Source organism: Bacillus sp. BS98 (assembly GCF_008432245.1).
GTDB lineage: Bacteria > Bacillota > Bacilli > Bacillales > Bacillaceae_G > Bacillus_A > Bacillus_A toyonensis.
Window position 1 is genome coordinate 2359513 of sequence record NZ_CP043830.1, and the last position, 18457, is coordinate 2377969.

General features: G+C 32.6%; 12 protein-coding genes and 1 pseudogene. 10 read left to right on the top strand and 3 right to left on the bottom strand.

Going from position 1 to position 18457, the window contains the following annotated elements; all coding sequences use genetic code 11:
• Positions 1 to 115: 115 nt before the first annotated feature.
• Positions 116 to 1278, bottom strand: a protein-coding gene (locus F0362_RS12230; RefSeq protein WP_149889783.1) for an IS3 family transposase whose coding sequence is annotated in 2 segments (ribosomal slippage) — positions 116 to 1011 and positions 1011 to 1278 — 1164 coding nt in all. Because the reading frame shifts where the segments join, the coding sequence is not laid out codon by codon here.
• A gap of 449 nt (positions 1279 to 1727) precedes the next feature.
• On the opposite strand from F0362_RS12230, the gene F0362_RS12235 reads away from it, so the two are divergent.
• The 5 genes from F0362_RS12235 (at position 1728) to F0362_RS12255 (ending at position 8173) form a co-directional block, all read left to right on the top strand.
• The gene (locus F0362_RS12235; protein ID WP_097936209.1) at positions 1728 to 2837 is read left to right on the top strand and encodes an acyltransferase family protein; all 1110 of its coding nucleotides are present in this window, start codon (positions 1728 to 1730) and stop codon (positions 2835 to 2837) included.
• Between the two features lie 187 nt (positions 2838 to 3024).
• The gene (locus F0362_RS12240) at positions 3025 to 3645 is read left to right on the top strand and encodes an SGNH/GDSL hydrolase family protein (protein WP_141485847.1); all 621 of its coding nucleotides are present in this window, start codon (positions 3025 to 3027) and stop codon (positions 3643 to 3645) included.
• A gap of 459 nt (positions 3646 to 4104) precedes the next feature.
• Positions 4105 to 6072 carry a penicillin-binding transpeptidase domain-containing protein gene (locus F0362_RS12245; protein ID WP_097859843.1) on the top strand — a complete coding sequence of 656 codons (1968 nt, stop codon included), beginning with the start codon at positions 4105 to 4107 and terminating at the stop codon, positions 6070 to 6072.
• A 750-nt stretch (positions 6073 to 6822) separates the two neighbouring features.
• Positions 6823 to 7356, top strand: coding sequence for an RNA polymerase sigma factor (locus F0362_RS12250; protein WP_000435490.1), 534 nt, complete (start codon positions 6823 to 6825; stop codon positions 7354 to 7356).
• On the top strand, positions 7346 to 8173 hold the full coding sequence (locus F0362_RS12255; RefSeq protein WP_001086152.1) for an SH3 domain-containing protein: 828 nt from the start codon (positions 7346 to 7348) through the stop codon (positions 8171 to 8173). Before F0362_RS12250 ends, F0362_RS12255 begins: the two co-directional genes overlap by 11 nt.
• Positions 8174 to 8184: 11 nt before the next feature.
• Here F0362_RS12255 and F0362_RS12260 read toward each other — a convergent pair whose 3' ends face one another.
• Positions 8185 to 9945 (bottom strand): peptidoglycan D,D-transpeptidase FtsI family protein, encoded by a 1761-nt coding sequence (locus F0362_RS12260; RefSeq protein ID WP_097936212.1) that lies wholly within the window; start codon positions 9943 to 9945, stop codon positions 8185 to 8187.
• A 390-nt stretch (positions 9946 to 10335) separates the two neighbouring features.
• On the opposite strand from F0362_RS12260, the gene F0362_RS12265 reads away from it, so the two are divergent.
• Positions 10336 to 12471 carry a peptidoglycan D,D-transpeptidase FtsI family protein gene (locus F0362_RS12265; RefSeq protein ID WP_097860014.1) on the top strand — a complete coding sequence of 712 codons (2136 nt, stop codon included), beginning with the start codon at positions 10336 to 10338 and terminating at the stop codon, positions 12469 to 12471.
• A gap of 220 nt (positions 12472 to 12691) precedes the next feature.
• A complete protein-coding gene (bla, locus tag F0362_RS12270; RefSeq protein WP_061530550.1) occupies positions 12692 to 13618 on the top strand; it encodes a class A beta-lactamase Bla1 in 927 nt (308 codons plus the stop codon).
• A gap of 7 nt (positions 13619 to 13625) precedes the next feature.
• On the opposite strand, the pseudogene F0362_RS30915 reads toward bla, so the two are convergent.
• Positions 13626 to 13744: pseudogene (locus F0362_RS30915) on the bottom strand (undecaprenyl-diphosphatase); the annotation flags it as partial.
• A 576-nt stretch (positions 13745 to 14320) separates the two neighbouring features.
• Between F0362_RS30915 and F0362_RS12275 the strand changes: the two are divergent.
• The 3 genes from F0362_RS12275 to F0362_RS12285 all read left to right on the top strand — a co-directional run bounded on the left by F0362_RS12275 (position 14321) and on the right by F0362_RS12285 (position 18092).
• On the top strand, positions 14321 to 15640 hold the full coding sequence (locus tag F0362_RS12275; protein WP_000791006.1) for a hemolysin BL lytic component L2: 1320 nt from the start codon (positions 14321 to 14323) through the stop codon (positions 15638 to 15640).
• Positions 15641 to 15701: 61 nt separating this feature from the next.
• On the top strand, positions 15702 to 16931 hold the full coding sequence (locus F0362_RS12280) for a hemolysin BL lytic component L1 (protein WP_080119703.1): 1230 nt from the start codon (positions 15702 to 15704) through the stop codon (positions 16929 to 16931).
• A gap of 27 nt (positions 16932 to 16958) precedes the next feature.
• Positions 16959 to 18092 (top strand): hemolysin BL binding component B, encoded by a 1134-nt coding sequence (locus F0362_RS12285; protein ID WP_001063465.1) that lies wholly within the window; start codon positions 16959 to 16961, stop codon positions 18090 to 18092.
• The last annotated feature ends 365 nt before the right edge of the window (positions 18093 to 18457 follow it).

Sequence of the window (18457 nt, forward strand, 5' to 3'; positions counted from 1 at the left end):
GGTAGCTTGGAATGGAAGATTGTATTAATTCTCAAATTTGGTTCTTCGGAACTTTTCGTATTGCAATTAAGCTAAAATTGGTCTGGCCCCATTTGGTGAGACAAAGAAAAAACACCTAGATAACATGTTTCCTATAAGCTATAGGTGACATATTATCTAATTTTCTCTGAATCCGTTCATTATTATAGTAGTGGATGTATTCATCCACAGTTTGTATTATACTAGCATTATTCGATTGTTTTATATTTTGCGCATAGAATCCTTCGGATTTCAAATGAGAATGAAAGGATTCTATGAGGGCATTATCATGGCAGTTTCCTGTACGAGACATGCTTGTGATAATGCCTTTTTCTTTGGCATATGTTTGAAATTGTTTTGATGTATACACCTTTCCTTGATCCGAATGTAAAATCGTATCAATCACATTTCGCTTTTTTAAAGCCTCTTTTAGAGTATCTAATACAAGAGAAACATCCTGTGTCTCAGCTATTTTATAACTTACAATTTCATTGTTAAACCCATCTATAATAGATGAAAAATAAAGAGTCTTATTGCCGAACATCAAATATGTGATATCAGTGAACCATTTTTCATTAGGCTTGGTAGCTTTAAATCTCCGTTGTATTCTATTTTTAGCTACCACTGGTTCATGACCGAGTACAAATATCTTTTTCTTTTTTCTAACCCGAGATAATACGTTGTATTTTCTCATGATACGTAATACTTTTTTATGATTCATTACGATGCTAAATTGATCACGTAGACAAGCTGTAACCCGACGATATCCATACCGATATTTATGATGTTGACATATTTCTATTACAGTTTTTTCTTCATGGTTAGTTACTGTTTTCTCCTGCTTTTTCCAACGATAATAAGTAGCACGTGAAATATTAAATATGGAACACAGTTCTGCAATTGTAAAAATTGATTGCCATTCCTTTATCATTTTCATTATTTCTTCTTTTCCTCCCACCTCCTTAAGATTTCTTGGCACTTTTCCAGCAATATAATCTTTGCCTTTAAATAACGTATTTCTAATTCTTTTTGTTCAAGTTCTGTTAACCTTTTTAAGCCTTTTCCATGTGCAGATTGTCTTCCAATAGATTGTTCAAACCGATAGGTTTCGCCTTCACGATACCATTTCATCCAAGTTTTAATTTGAGCCACATGTCTAATTCCTAAGGCATCCATAATTTCTTTATTTTTGAATCCTTGGTGTTTCATTTCAACTACTTTCCACTTTATTTCGGCGGGATAATGCACCTTTTTCCCCATACGAAAAACACCTCCATTAAAATCATAACTGATACTTACGATTTAGAGAGGTGTTTTTTATCGTCTCATTCCCAGGGTTCACTCCATACAGGAAGGATGGCGTTTATTATGAATATTTAGATTCAAAGGGTTCTGATGCAAGGTTAGTTTAATAAAGTTACATGATGAAAGAACATTCATTATTCCATCAAGTGAAAATAAAAATTGACACCTGGTACTTATTTCTGTTATTAAATTTTATAAAAATTTAATAAAATCTTTTCTTTCTATTAAATATTTTGTTTTAAATTAATTATATAAAGAAATGGAGGCTAGAAAATAGATGCATAGATTGAGTTTGTACTGCTTATATTAGAGATTTAAAGAAAAAATATGTACGATTCTCCCACTACACTAGTATAGTGGCCTTTATTAACAGCAAAATTTACAATTTACAAGGAGAATATTTTATGAGTAAGAGAATAAAAGAATTAGATTCCATACGAGGGTTAGCGGCACTTACAGTGGTATTTGGACATTTTTGTTTAATGCTACCATCGTTGCCTAATTCTATTAAATTTTCCCCGCTTAGGTTTTTATGGGCGGGTGGAGAAGCGGTAATCGTTTTTTATGTACTGAGTGGTTTTGTGTTATCTATGGCACTTTATCATTCAAAAACAAATTATTGGGGATATTTAATTAAGCGATTTGTAAGAATTTATATTCCTTACTATTTTTGGATAATCATTACCTTTGCGTTATTTATTTTGTTTTCACCGTATGAGGTGGCCGGGCTACGGGATTGGTTCTATGATAGGTGGCAAGGGTCTATAACAAAAATAGATATTATAAACCACATTGTGCTTCTTAATAACTTTTTTACGGAAAATTACAATCCAGTTATTTGGTCATTGGCTCAAGAAATGCGTATATCGATTGTATTTCCTTTGTTATTCCTTCTTTTTTATAAACTGAGTTGGAAGAAAACGATATTAATTGCTTTGAGCTTTTCTTTAATTAGTGTTTTCCTTAATATGTTGCATATTGGGAAAGCAGAGGGATTTTATAATGGTTATGCCGATACACTGCATTTCACATCTATGTTTATGGTTGGAATGTTACTTTTTAAGTATCAGGAAAAACTTATTTACTTATATCAAAATATGAAAAAATATAAAAAAGGATTTCTTATTGCATTAGGGATTATTCTATATTTATATTCCATTTTAATTTATGGTTTTTTCCGTAATGATACTACTTTCTTATTCAAAGATTGGGGTGTCGTAATGGGGGTTAGTATATTTATTATAATGGCTATGAGTAACCTAAAAATAAAAGCATTTTTAAATAAGAGTGTATTTGTATATTTAGGAGAAATTTCATACAGTATCTATTTGTGTCATTTTCCAATCATGATGGTACTATTTAAACTTTTGTATACAAAGATACCTATTTTTTTCCTTCTCACTTTGTGCATTATAATGACACTACTTTTTTCTATAGTTTCGTATCATTTAATCGAAAAGAAATGTATCAACTGGGCAAAACAAAGAACAACAAATTTTTTGAAAAAAGTATAATTCCTAGAGAGATTTTATTTCTTTAGTAAATATACGAATATGACTGATTCCTAAGTATACTTAGGAATCGGTCAATTTTGGATTCTAAATGTAAATATAGTAAAGTGGAATATAATTGAAAACGAAAACGAAAACGAAAACCACTTAGAAATAACAATTACGGTGTGAGCTATTGTATAGTATAGATATGGTTAATAATAAAGGGGGAATACATATGTGGAAGCGATTTGTAGCAATTGGTGATAGTTTTACAGAAGGGATAGGGGATGAAGTTGAGGGAATAGCATTAAAAAGCTGGGTAGATCATTTTTTTCAACTGTGTGAAAACGATATAGAATATGCTAATTTTGCAAAGCGTGGGTTAGTAACTGAAGAAATTCGCTCGCAGCAATTGGAAAAGGCATTAACTTTTAATCCAGATTTGGTTAGTCTCATTGCAGGTGCAAATGATGTTTTAAAAGGACGTTGGAATCATGATGCATATAAGAACGATATGGAATTTATGATAGACACATTAAGTAAAACAGGCGCTGATATTATGATAGCAAACCTTCCAGATTTTACTGTTAGGCTTCCATTTCCTTCTGAAAAAAAACAAGTAGTAAAAGAACAATTATTAGAGGCAAATGAAGTTATACTTTCACTGAGTAGAGAGTATAAGCTTCATCATGTTGACTTTTGGAATCATCATTTAGTTAATGACAATACGCTTTGGTCTACGGATTTCATTCATCCAAACTCAAAAGGATATGTAAAAGTTGCTGAATTGATTTTTAGTAGTTTGCATGTACATGACTCTTCTAAATAAGCTATAGAATGAACTATGATGATACCGTCAGAAATCCCTGTCGCATACAGCGCAGGGGTTTTTAATGAGAAAAAGAAGGATGTAGGGCACCTATAAATTATACTTACCCGCATTAACGGGCAGTAAGACCCCCACCTCAAAATTCAGCGGAAGCAAAGAAGTTAGGTGGGGGGCGGGCTGCCCGTAAAAGCCCGATTGGTGAAGGCTAATAATCAGTGAGGGATGAACAAAACCCCCACTGATTAACGTTTCACTTTATTGTTTATATTTTTATTATTCTCTGCTAAGGAATCCTTGCTATAAGGATTCCTTTTTTGAATGCAGTTTAACAATAAAGTTAATTCTTTTTGCAAATGTGGAACTATTTCATTACTTACACTGTCTATTAAGCGATAAAACATTTTTTATTTAATATTTTAAGAAAGGAATAATCATTTTTAACTAAGGGAGAAGATTGAATTGAAAAAATTATGGATGCTGTTTTTTATTTGTTTCGCAGTTATGTTAGTAGGGTGTAATAAAAACGAACCGCCAAAACAGGCGTTTGAAGAATATATTAATTTATGGAATGATAAAAAATTTGCAAATATGTATGAACATTTATCAGAACATGCAAAAAAGACGATCTCTAAAAAGGATTTCACCGAGAAATATGAAAAAATCTATGAAGGTATTGGAGTTCAGAATTTAAAAATTAAAACGAAAGGAGAGAATACGAAAGATAAAGAACGTTTTCTTTTTGAAGTTAAAATGGATACGGATGGAGGAACAGTTTCATTCATCCATGAAGCAGAACTTGTGAAAGAAAAGGAATCTTGGAAAATAGATTGGACGCCAGACTTCATTTTCCCAGGTATGAAAAAAGATTACAAAGTACGTATGCAAATAGAACAAGGAAAACGCGGAGAAATATATGATCGAAATGGAAAAGGGCTTGCAACGAATGGTAAAGCGTCTGAGGTTGGAATTATTCCAGAGAAACTAGGTGAAACTGCAGCGCAAACGAAAGAAATAGTAGCACAATTACTTGATATGTCTATAGAAGAGATCGATCAGAAGCTCGCAGCGAAATGGATAAAACCAGACTCCTTTGTACCAATTGGTATTTTAAAAGAGGGAACGAGACAGAATGATTATATTGAATTAGAAGGAGTTTCATCTCGCCCAGTAAATATTCGTACGTATCCATTAGGAGAAGCAGCGGCACACTTAACAGGATATATAGGAAAGGTGAATGCAGAGGAGTTAAAATCGCTTCAAAAAAAAGGTTATCAAGCAGATGATTTAGTGGGTAAGACTGGTTTAGAGAAAGTATTAGAGAATAAATTGCGTGGTGAAAAGGGTGGACGCGTATTTATGGAAGATGAGAACGGGAAAGAGATTAAAAACGTAGCAAAAAAAGAAGCAAAAGAAGGGGAAAATGTTACGTTAACAATTGATGCTGCAATTCAAGAAAAAATCTTTAATGAGATGAAAAATGAAGCAGGATCTAGTGCAGCGGTCAATCCTAAAACAGGTGAAACAATCGCACTTGTAAGTAGTCCTGCTTATAATCCAAATATAATAGTTAGAGGAGCGTCAAAAGCCCAAAGAGAAGCATGGAATAACGACTCGAAACTGCCAATGATGAATCGCTTCACAAAAGCATTTGTACCAGGTTCTGTATTTAAAACGATTACAGGTGCAATTGGTTTGGAAACGAAAACTATAAATCCTAAAGAAGAATTTAAAATTCAAGGATTAAAATGGACAAAAGATTCATCGTGGGGAAATTATTATATAACACGCGTGAAGGAAGCTAGTCCAATTGATTTTGATAAGGCAATGAAGTACTCTGATAATATTTATTTTGCTCAACAAGCTTTGAAAATGGGGAAAGATCAGTATGTAAGTGAATTTAAGAAATACGGATTTCATGAAAAATTACCAATCGAATACGAATTTCCTATTTCAACAATTGCAAAAGATGGGATAAAAAATGATATTCAACTAGCAGACACGGGATATGGACAAGGACAAGTATTAATGACGCCACTTCATTTAGCATTAACATATGCACCGATTGTGAATGAAGGGAATATTCCGTCACCTCATCTGTTAAAAGAAGCAAAAGTAGCGGGGAATTGGAAAGAGAATGTGCTTTCTAAAAAGAATCAAGAGATAGTAAAGAGTGCGTTAATAAAAGTCATTAATGACCCTGATGGCGCTGGGAGAATTGCTAAGGTTGATGGTGTAACTCTTGCTGGTAAAACCGGTACAGCGGAACTAAAGGAGTCGAAAGAAGCAGACGGAAAAGAACTTGGATGGTTTGCAGCTTTTGATGCAAATGCACCAGACATGATTGTTACCATGATGATTGAAGATGTAAAAGGAAGAGGGGGGAGTAACGTTCCAGGCGAAAAAATAAAACATATTTTTCAGAAATAACACTTAAGTATAAGGTGAAATCTATTACTACATTTATTATATGTATGCCTAACTCAAAGGTATAAATTAGGAAAAATAAAGAACAATTAAGTTTCAAAAAAAGCATTCTCCCTAATTGAGAATGCTTTTTCTATGTTAATGTGGCTCTAGAAAGTTGATAGCGCATCATTTTCATTGTTTGCAAGTACGGGCTGATTGGTAGTTTGCCCTAAATACTGATTTAAAACTAGAGGATTCAGTCGGAAGTGCAAGTCTGATTGGGACAGGTACTAATACAGCTGGTGATAAAAAACTTGTTCATTTTTATTTTCATATTTGAAATCTTGGTGTTGCTAATAGTAAATATAAGAGAAGAACAAATTGAAATAGACAAACGAGGATGATTGTAAGCTTTAATAAAAGAGTTATTTAGAAAAAAATAAATAGAGCACACCAATAAGTATGCTCTTAGAAAAAATAGGTGATACAAATCGGGTGTTGCGTGAAATTTTAAAAATCATAATCAGATTTTTACGAGTGAATTTTTAACATTGTATGCATTACTTGTTTTTTGGAGCCTGTCATAAAAAAGAATGTAAAGGTGATTAAGTAATGAAATGTATTGCACACCTTTACATTTTTCAGGAGAATTCTTCTATCAAAAAAAGATAAACAATGGAACAAATGAATCTTGTATCATGTCTATATATTGAAACCATATTAAAAGTGAGGGCAGTTTTATGTTTATTCAAATAAGTTTGAGGTGTGGAAATGGAACAGAAGTTTATTGAAAAATGTAATCATGATGAGCTTGACTATGTTATTAAAGACTATTGGCAAGATGTATGGAATTATTCATTTATTATTACGAAAGATCCACACTTATCAGATGACATCACACAAGATGTCTTTATAAAGGTTTTTAAACATTGGCATTCGTTTCGAAAGGAGTCATCTATTAAAACGTGGATATTAAAAATCACAAGAAATACAGCAATAAACTATTTGAAATCCTCTTATTTTAAAAGGATATCTTTAGTGGGGTTTTTTAGTGACGATAAGCAGTCTGCCTCGGCAGAACAAGAGTTTTTTAAGCAAGAGGAACTAAATGAAGTGTGGGAAGTTGTATTAAAACTACCTAAAAAACACCGTGAAATACTAATATTGGACGCGAAATATGAATTATCTTATGAAGAAATGGCTGAAACATTAGGTGTATCAATTGGAACAGTAAAATCTAGATTAAGCCGAGCGAGAAGTAAAGTTTCAAAACTAATAGGGGAGGGTAGAAGTGATGAACAGTAAAAAAAATCCTGACTGGTATAGTAAATTGAAAAAAGGCCCAATGGAGCATCGGAAAGATGAAGAAGAATTTATTTATAAAATTAAGCAATCGGTATATCAAAATAGTGAAGTAGATTCTGTAACAAATAAGAGACCATTTCGTAAAAAAGCATTGCCTGTTGTAGTTGTTTTGGTTTGTACAATGTTATTTTTTATTGTTCAACAACCTTGGCTTGATGATAATAAATCACCGGTACAAAGTAGTACTCAAATTAAGCCGAAAACAAAAGATGAATCTGCTCAAGATCCATCATTAAAACCATTTATGAATGATTTATATCAAAGCACAAATTCAAAAAATGAAAATGATTTGTATAGAGCATTAAATGATGAAGTTCTATTTAAAGGGAAGAGTTATAAGAAGGATGAATTGAAGTTTGATGAAGATATTTTTCATGAGTTGCAAGTCGCTCTTACAATGGGAGGAGAATTTGCAAATGATACAAAAAAAGTATACAAAGTACCAAGTGGATTGACAGAAAGTAACCAACCAAAGCAAGCGCATTTTATATATGCAACTATTACTGGAAATAAAACAAAAATTTTTGCTGAACCAAAACGAGAATCACAAGTTTTATATGAAGTATCTAATGAAATGGTAAAAGCTTGGATTCCAGAAAAAGTGCAAAATGATGGATATATAAAAATATCGACAATTAACGGCAATACTGGATATGTGCAAAAAGAGTATGTTTTAACTGATATTAAGTATTCATTTATGTTCGAAAAGAATGATAATGGTGAATGGAAAATAATAAATATAGATTCTATATGGTAAAAGAGGAAGGTTCACTTTAATGAACCTTCCTCTTTGCTATTATTTTCTTTTTGAAGTGTATGCCAAGAATCTAAAATTTCTGATGTCACGAGAGCAGCGATGTTTTTTTCTGAATTACTACCAGGAATAACGACAGAAATGGCGATTTGTGGATCTTCAGTAGGAGCATATGCAATGAAAAGAGAATGATTTATCATTTTTTCTTGCTCATTCGGAAAACCTGTAATACCCGTTTTACCTGCGACATGAAAGGGTAAGTTTTTAATCTCCTCTATATTTTGACTCATTCCGCCTTGCACGACACTCCAAAACTTCATAGGATAACGATTTGAGCTTTCTAAAATTGGTTTAAACTTTTTTGTTTCCTTACCGTCTGGACTCATAATAGCACTTACGATTTGAGGTTTATATTTATCACCTTTACTCGCCAAAGTTGCTGCATATTGAGCGAGTTGAAGAGGGGTATGCACTTCATTTCCTCCCCAAGAGGCATTTAATAAAGCGGAGATTCCATTTTCAAACTTATTAGATGGATGGAATTCATATTGTCCGTCTTCTTCAAAGGGTAAATCAATCCCGGTTTTAGAACGTAGGCCGAATTGCATTAAATAATCTGTCCATATATGTGCCACTTTTTCTATATTCCCATTATTTTGGTTGAATAAGGGCAGAGCTACTTTTGCTGTCATAAATGTATTAGATGAATTAATGATAGCCTGCCTCGGTGTAATCTCACCTGTTGGCGTTCCAGGTGCATTCGTAATGTTATTTTGATTATCATACTGAAAAGTACCCTTATCTAAATAAGTATCTTCAGGTTGAAAAAGCTTTTCGTTTAATCCAATTAAAATAGTAAGTGGCTTTATAGTAGAGGCCATATTTACATAATATTCACCATACTTTAATTTTTGAATTGCTTTATTTTGCGAAAGTGATTTAATGTTTTCATTTCTAAATGATACATGTGTATATAATGTATTTGGATTAAAAACTGCCGAGTTGGCCATAGTTAAAATTGCGCCAGTTTTTACATCAGTTACTACAGCATAACCAGCTTTAGCATCATGTGTTTTCTTAATTTGAGATCGTAATGCTTCCTCAGTTTTTTGCTGCAATTTCGAGTCTAAAGCTAGCCGGACATCTTTTCCTCTTTGTACTTTTTGAATGTTCCATGAGAACTTTTTATTATTCATTTTAAAAATCAGAGTTTTTCCGGGTTTTCCTTTTAAATCATCTTCATATTGAAGCTCAACCCCACTTTTTCCGACAGGTCCATACTTAGAATTAAGGTCATTTTCTACATATCCAATTAGCTGTGAACCAATTTCGTGTTTTGGATAATATCGAATCCATTCATCTTTAATTATTACATTATTGGGTTTGTTCTTGTTTATGAATGTAAGTTCACTCTCATTTATGTCAGAGTATAACGGTATATCATTCATAGTCTGCTTTTTACAAGATTGTTGTAATTGTGATTTTATGTCCTCTGCAGAAATGTCATGTTGAAACTCGTTTGAAAATTGATTGAAAAAAGCTAATGTGTTTGATGTATCTTGATTCGATAGCTTTTCATCATTTAAAGTGCAATATATAGACTTAACTTTCTTATTTGTAGCTAGTATTACACCATTTTGATCGAAAATTTTTCCTCTTTCAGTTGAAGAAGTTGCGATAGTAATTGAAATGAAGTTGATTTTTACTAAAAGTAGTAAAATCAAACCTACAATAGAAAGAACCGCAAAAAATCTCCATCTTTTTATATGTAACATATAACCCTCCCTTATGTAGCCTATTTCATCTTATAGTTAATTATTTTTTTTGTAAATGTGGAACAATTTTATTATTTAGGTTGTCTATTAAGTATTACAGCATGAAGAAAGGAATAATTAGTATGAAAAGTTACTAGCAAGTCTATGTGTAAGCTTAATATGAGTCATTATACAGTTTAGCATTTCTAATGCAAGTGATAAAAAAAGATAGAAAACAGGAAAGGAGATGTATCAATTACGCGGCTAAACGAAAGGGACTTGACGCTTACAAGGATGTATAAAAAAAGATAAGGCACTATTTATAACTGAATGGTGGTTTCTAATATATAGGGAACGTATTTATTTACTAAGTATTAGTGAGGAGTTCCGGAAGAATTATATGGAGGGTTTATGAAAAAACAAAAAGAAAAGAAGCTGCAGACATATATATCTATACGATTGAATATAATGTTCCTTTGCATATTTCTACTATTCTCAGCCATTATTATGCAGCTAGGAAAAGTACAAATCGTTGAGGGAGAGGCTTATAAGAACCAAGTGGAAAGCAGTCAAAATGAAACAACTAGTATACCCGTTCCACGTGGACAAATTCTAGATCGAGAAGGGAAAGCAGTCGTTAATAATAAATCTCTTCGCACAATTACGTATACAAGGGGGAAGGGGATTACGAGTGAAGATATTTTAAAAACAGCAAAAGACTTGGCGAAAGTACTTGAAATGCCCGAACAAGATATAAATAAGTTAACCGAAATCGATAAAAAAGATTTCTGGATGCAGTTGAATAAGAAACGCGCGGAGACAAAGGTTACTAAAAAAGATATAGAAAAGTTTAAAGAAAAGGGAATAGAGGGAAAAGAGTTAGATAAAAAAATTGATGACTTAAGACGAAGTCGCGTTACAGAAGTAGAATTGGCAGAATTAACAGCACAAGATTTAAAGGTGTTAGCTATTAAAAGCAAAATGAATGCAGGTTATCAATTGACACCACAAATTATCAAAAAAGACGTAACAGATGAAGAGTATGCGCGGATAAGTGAAAAGCTTGAGGAGTTTCCGGGAGTAGATGCAACGGTTGATTGGGAACGTAATTATGTAAATGGTAATTTATTTCGTTCCGTGTTAGGTAATATTACAAGCAGTGAAGAAGGATTACCGAAAGAAAACTTAGATTCTTATTTGGTACGTGGATATAACCGTAATGATCGTGTAGGAAAAAGCTATATTGAACAACGATATGAAGATGCATTACACGGTACAAAAGAAGAAGTGAAAAACATTACTGATAAATCCGGAAATATTGTTAGCACAGAAATAATCTCTAAAGGAAAAAGTGGTAATAGTTTAACATTAACGATTGATATGGAATTACAAAAAAAAGTGGAAGAAAGTATAGAGAAAAACTTGAGAGCTTTTAAGAGTTCAGAGCCACTGTTGGACCGAGCTTTTGTCGTCATGACGAATCCAAATAATGGACAGATTTTATCTATGGCAGGCAAAAAGATTGTAGAAAAAGAAGGGAAAATAGAGATTGAGGATTTGGCTTTAGGTAACATGACAACTTCGTATGAGCTAGGGTCAGCTGTAAAAGGTGCTACTTTATTAACTGGATATGAGACAGGGGCAATACAGCCAGGAGATCAATTTTATGATGCACCGATGAAATTTAAAGGTACACAAGCTAAGAAATCGTGGAATGTATCTGGATTTGGTAATGTAAATGATTTAAGAGCTTTACAAGTATCTTCGAATGTATACATGTTCCAAACGGCTTTACAAATCGCAGGGGTTAATTACGTACCAAATGGTACGTTGGATATTAAACAAGAAGCATTTGATACGATGCGCTATTATTTTAAACAATTTGGTTTAGGTGTCCCAACAGGTATTGATTTACCGAATGAAATAACCGGACAAACGAGAACGGTAGATAGTCAACCTGGGTTTTTACTAGATTTTTCTATCGGTCAGTATGATACGTATACGCCATTGCAATTGGCACAATATATTTCAACAATTGCGAATGGCGGTTATAGAATGCAACCTCAAATTGTACAAGAAATACGAGAACAATCAATAAAAGAAGAAGAGGTTGGCAAAGTTATACGCTCTATAGAGCCTGTCGTATTAAATCGAGTTGATATGAAGACAGAACATATTGATCGGATAAAAGAGGGGTTTAGATGGGTATTCCAAGAAGGTGATGGAACTGGCGTGAAACATTTCAAAAATGCTCCATATAAACCAGCAGGAAAGACAGGGACAGCTCAAACTGTATATGGAGGAGATGATCCAATTGGTAGAAATGCAAAAGGAGAACGTATGGAATGTTACAATTTAACATTAGTTGGATATGCTCCATATGATAATCCAGAAGTAGCATTTTCTATAGTAGTCCCATGGCTTCATGATGATAAAAGTGGAATTAATTCTATAATTGGAAAGGAAGTTTTAGATGTATACTTTGATTTAAAAAAGCAACGTATACATGGTGAAGCTACTAATACAGATAGTTCTAAGCAAAATTAGAGTACTTTTCTCAGGGAAGAGACCCTGTTTATATAAAGCCATTTATAAGTAAAAAAATGAAATGTGAAATAAGAGATAGCGGCGATCATAGCTACTATCTCTTATTTGTTAATAACTCTCATACTAGCTATAAATTTTTTTCGGTTTATGGAACAAATTTGGTTCCGTGATTGTCTATTATGTGTACGTATAAAAAGGTGCTGAAAATTTGAAAGGAATGATGATTTTGAAAAACAAGAGGATGCTAAAAATAGGAATGTGCGTTGGTATATTAGGTTTAAGTGTTACAAGTCTAGAAGCTTTTACAGGAGGGGCATTGCAAGTTGAAGCGAAGGAAAAGACTGGACAAGTGAAACATAAAAATCAGGCGACGCATAAAGAGTTCTCTCAACTTGAGAAAAAATTTGATGCTCGATTAGGTGTATATGCGATTGATACTGGTACAAATCAAACAATCTCTTATCGACATAACGAAAGATTTGCCTTCGCATCAACCTACAAGGCTTTAGCGGCAGGAGTATTACTACAGCAAAACTCAATTGATACATTAAATGAAGTCATAAAATTTACGAAAGAAGACTTAGTGGATTATTCACCTGTTACAGAGAAACATGTAGATACTGGAATGAAACTAGGAGAAATTGCTGAGGCTGCTGTTCGTTCAAGTGATAATACTGCAGGGAACATTTTATTTCATAAAATAGGCGGACCTAAAGGATATGAAAAAGCGCTTAGACAGATCGGGGATCGGGTTACTATGTCTGATCGCTTTGAAACAGAATTAAACGAAGCTATTCCAGGAGACATTCGTGACACTAGTACAGCAAAAGCAATTGCTTCGAATCTTAAAGCTTTTACGGTCGGAAATGCACTTCCGGCTGAAAAACGTAAAATTCTTACAGAGTGGATGAAAGGAAATGCTACAGGAGACAAACTTATTCGTGCAGGCATGCCAACTGATTGGATAGTTGGGGATAAATCAGGAGCTGGAAGTTACGGGACACGAAATGATATTGCTATCGTATGGCCACCAAATAGAGCACCTATTATCATCGCAATTTTATCTAGTAAAGATGAGAAAGAGGCTACCTATGATAATCAACTAATTGCAGAGGCAACTGAAGTGATAGTAAAGTCTCTTAAATGATAATTCCTCAATTCTTTATGTAACGTAATTGAAAATATGAACCTAGAAAGCGATTCTTTTTCATGTGAAAAGAATCGCTTTTTTGTATTCCTAGAATGAATAGTAAGTATATAAGCAAAAATTATTATTTCATGGATAATTTATCCCCTAAAGTGCATGAGGGGAGTTTTCTCCTGTGATGTTCGTAGTAACAAAAATATTATTTATACGATAATAATATTTTTGGCGTATGTATGCTAGTTACTCCTAGATGGATATGTAATTTTACATATCCATCTAAAAGACACATATGCGTCAATCACTATTAAATTATATTAAAATCATTTTCGGATGAGGGATTCATATAGGTTTTAGGGAATAAAAGGATTTTTATGTTTAATTATCATAGTATAATTATTTCACTTTATGAAATGAAATTTGGATTTAACTTTTTTAAATATAATATTTTATAATTTGAACAATGAATATCTGAAAAATCAAATTTAATAAAAGCGATTTTCTGGTTTACTTATGAAAAACATAGTGTTTAAAATGAGGGGGAAGTAAGGTCCTTATATTCTTTCAAAAATAAATAAAAAACGAGATGTAATTACTTTTTTGAAAAAATCTCAATCCTCAAGTATGTGTGAAGAAATCCTAACGTTATGTTGTACAACATTTACGATTAAAACTGTAAAAAACAATAGTGAAGAGGTGTACGGAATGAAGAATAAAATTATGACAGGATTTTTAATAACATCAATCGTTACTGGAGCGACTATTCCTATCAATACTCTCGCAACGCCAACCGTTCAGGCAGAAACGAAACAAGAAAATATAGATATTTCCTCAGCATTACGAAAAATAGGTGCACACTCCAAATTAACACAAACCGTTATAGATGGAGCCTTAGCAAATCCGAATGTGCAACTTGAAGAAGTTCCATCTTTAAATACAACTCAATTTCTAATTAAACAAGATATGAAAGAGTGGTCATCAGAACTATATCCAAAATTAATTCTACTAAATTCAAAAAGTAAAGGATTTGCAACCAAATTTAATAGCTATTATCCAACATTAAAAGGATTTGTAGATAATAAGGAAGATAAAGAAGGGTTTTTAGATAGACTGGAAGTTCTTCAAGATATGACTATAACAAACCAAGAAAACGTGCAACGTCAGATTAATGAGTTAACAGATCTTAAACTACAGGTAGATAAGAAACTGAAAAATCTTGATACAGATGTGGTAAAAGCACAAAGTGTACTTAGTTCAGAGGGAACAGGAAAAATAGACAAATTAAAAAATGAAATGCTAAATACCAAAAAATCAATTCAAAATGATTTACAGCAAATAGCATTATTACCAGGAGCTTTAAATGAACAAGGGCTAAAGGTATTCCAAGAAATTTATAGTCTATCAAAAGATATCATTGAACCGGCTGCTCAAACCGCAGTAGTGGCGTATAACAAAGGAAAAGAAATAAACAATGCTATTGTAGAAGCAGAGAAGAAAGCAGAGCAGGAAGCAACAGAAAAGGGAAAATCAGCTATAGAAATTGAAGCTGCAAAAAAAGAAGCACGTGAAGCGATAGAGAAAAGTAAAAAAGGTGAAATTGCTGCAGCTGCAGTTACAAAAACGAAAGAGTATGATCTTATGAAAGTGATTGATCCCGAAAAAATTAAAAAAACATATAGTACCTTTGCCGAAATTAATAAACTAACAGCAGAGCAAAGAGCATATTTAAATGATTTAGAGAAACAAAATCAGAAATTATATGAATTAACAACTAAATTAACAGTAGCAGATTTACAAAAATCAATGATTCTTTTCATGCAAAATGATTTGCATACATTTGCTAATCAAGTAGATGGGGAAATTGAGCTAATGAAACGTTATAAAGAGGATTTGAATTTAATAAGTAATAGTATTACAAAATTATCGACTGAAGTTGATACTAATAACACTCAGTCTCAAAAAGATACATTAAGACGACTAAAAAATGTAACAAATCAACTCGAAGAACAAGTTTATAAATTTTAATATTAAGAAATTAAATTTAATAAAAAATTATAATGCAACTGAAAATAAGGAGGAGAATCAAATAATGAAATTTCCATTTAAGGTCATAACTTTGGCCACGTTAGCAACGGTTATAACTGCTACGAATGGTAGTACTATTCATGCACTTGCACAAGAACAGACAGCACAAGAACAGAAAATAGAAAATTATGCGTTAGGACCTGAAGGGTTAAAGAAAGTGTTGGCTGAAACAGGCTCTCATATTCTTGTAATGGATTTGTACGCAAAAACAATGATTAAGCAACCGAATGTAAATTTATCCAACATTGAATTAGGTTCAGGAGGGGGAGAATTAATCAAAAACATTCACCTGAATCAGGAACTGTCACGAATCAATGCAAATTACTGGTTAGATACAGCGAAGCCAAACATTCAAAAGACAGCACGTAATATTGTAAATTATGATGAACAATTTCAAAATTATTACGACACACTAGTAGATACTGTAAAAAAGAAAGATAAGGCAGGCCTCAAAGAAGGAATAGGGGATTTAATCGGTACAATTCATACAAATTCAAATGAAGTTACGGAAGTTATTAAGATGTTAGAAGCTTTTAAAACAAAGTTGTATACAAATACTGTAGATTTTAAAAATAATGTTGGAGGTCCAGATGGACAGGGGGGATTAACGGCTATATTAGCGGGAAAACAAGCGTTAGTCCCACAACTTCAGGCCGAAATTGAGAATTTACGTTCTACGCAGAAAGCACATTTTGATAATGTATTAGCCTGGTCAATTGGTGGTGGATTAGGAGCAGCTATTTTAGTTATTGGAACGATTGCAGGAGCGGTAGTAATTGTTGTGACTGGTGGCACAGCGACACCAGCTGTTGTTGGTGGTCTAGCAGCTCTAGGGGCAGCTGGTATTGGTTTAGGAACAGCAGCTGGTGTTGAGGCATCGAATCATATGAACTCCTATAATGAAATTTCGAATAAAATTGGAGAATTAAGTATGAAAGCGGATCTAGCTAACCAAGCAGTTATTTCACTTACTAATACAAAAGACACTTTAACATATTTGTATCAAACAGTTGATCAAGCAATTATGTCTCTAACAAGTATTCAGCAACAATGGAATACAATGGGAGCAAATTATAAAGATTTATATGATAATATCGATCAAATGCAAGAACATAAACTTTCGTTAATACCTGACGATTTAAAGGCTGCAAAACAAAGTTGGAATGATATTCATAAGGATGCAGAATTCATTTCAAAAGACATTGCATTTAAACAAGAAAAAACAAACTAAAAATATATATGTATAGGAGGAATTAAAGTGAATAATAATTTTCCATATAAACTACTTGCTGTATCGACGTTTTTAACTCTGACAACAACTACTGTAGTTTCTCCAGTAGCAGCTTTTGCAAGTGAAAGTAAAATAGAACAAACGAGTGCTGAAGATATATCTCTTTCTGTAAACAGCGAAAAGATGAAAAAGGCTTTGCAAGATGCTGGGATATTTGCAAAATCCATGAATGATTACTCTTATTTGTTAATTAATAATCCAGATGTTAACTTTGAAGGAATTGATATTAAAGGATATACAAATCTACCTAGACAAATTCTACAAGATCAAAAGAATGCTAGAGAGCATGCTTCAAAATGGGATTCACACATAAAAAAACAACTTTTAGATACACTGACGGGGATTGTAGAGTATGATACTAAATTCGACAATTATTACGATACATTAGTAGAAGCGATTAATGAAGGAGATGCAGATACATTAAAAGAAGGCATTACAGATTTACAAGGTGAGATTAAACAAAATCAAGCATATACACAGAATTTAATACAAGAACTAGCTAAGTTAAGAGATAGTATTGGAGAAGATGTTCGAGCATTTGGAGGTCATAAATATATCTTGCAATCGATTTTAAAAAACCAAGCATCTGGAATAGATGAAGATGAAAAACGCCTAAATGATGTTTTAGAGCAAGTAAGACATTTTAAACAAGTAGAATCAGATGGAATAATAACTGTATCAGTTCCTTCAATCCCTACATGGATTGCTGGCGGTATTATGATAGGGGTAGCAAGAGATAATTTAGGTACGTTAGAGCCGTTGTTAGCACAATTACGTCAGACTATAGACTATAAAGTAACGTTAAACCGCGTAGTTGGTGTTGCGTATAATAATATTAATGAAATGCACGATGCAATTGGATCCGCTATTAATGCTCTTACCTATATGTCTGCACAATGGCATGATTTAGATTCTCAATATTCAGGAGTGCTTAGTCATATTGACAAAGCGTCCCAAAAAGCAGATCAAAATAAATTTAAATTCTTAAAACCAAATCTGAATGCAGCGAAAGACAGTTGGAAAACATTAAAAGCAGATGCGTTTACATTAAAAGAAGGTATAAAAACATTAAAAATGGATCCTGTTTCTTCAAAAAAATAGGGGAATACGGTTTTTGTTTCAATGGCATTTATACAGTCATAAAATGATTTTTTGTTCTTTATAAATTGAAAAGACAGAGGTGTAATTGGGCCTCTGTCTTCTATTTTTATTGAAATATTTCTTAGTGTAGTGAAGGCTCTTACATTAAGAGTAAATAAATATATGTATAACTCTATCCTATATGTAAAAAGTAGTTATACAAGTTTAAACTTTTAAGGTAAATGATTTTTATGAATTTTTCCATAAATAATAATCTATGATTAGTAAGCTTTATATTCTTATTTTACTAATTGAATACTTTTATACAATTAGATGGAAGTTAACAATACTGAATCAAAACATAATAGGTTGTTATTGATGAGTTT

Coding starts and splice junctions, on each gene's coding strand:
- F0362_RS12235 (WP_097936209.1), top strand. CDS start 1,728: ATGAGTAAGAGAATAAAAGAATTAGATTCCATACGAGGGTTAGCGGCA.
- F0362_RS12240 (WP_141485847.1), top strand. CDS start 3,025: ATGGTTAATAATAAAGGGGGAATACATATGTGGAAGCGATTTGTAGCA.
- F0362_RS12250 (WP_000435490.1), top strand. CDS start 6,823: ATGGAACAGAAGTTTATTGAAAAATGTAATCATGATGAGCTTGACTAT.
- F0362_RS12255 (WP_001086152.1), top strand. CDS start 7,346: ATGAACAGTAAAAAAAATCCTGACTGGTATAGTAAATTGAAAAAAGGC.
- F0362_RS12260 (WP_097936212.1), bottom strand. CDS start 9,945: ATGTTACATATAAAAAGATGGAGATTTTTTGCGGTTCTTTCTATTGTA.
- F0362_RS12265 (WP_097860014.1), top strand. CDS start 10,336: ATGAAAAAACAAAAAGAAAAGAAGCTGCAGACATATATATCTATACGA.
- bla (WP_061530550.1), top strand. CDS start 12,692: ATGATTTTGAAAAACAAGAGGATGCTAAAAATAGGAATGTGCGTTGGT.
- F0362_RS12275 (WP_000791006.1), top strand. CDS start 14,321: ATGAAGAATAAAATTATGACAGGATTTTTAATAACATCAATCGTTACT.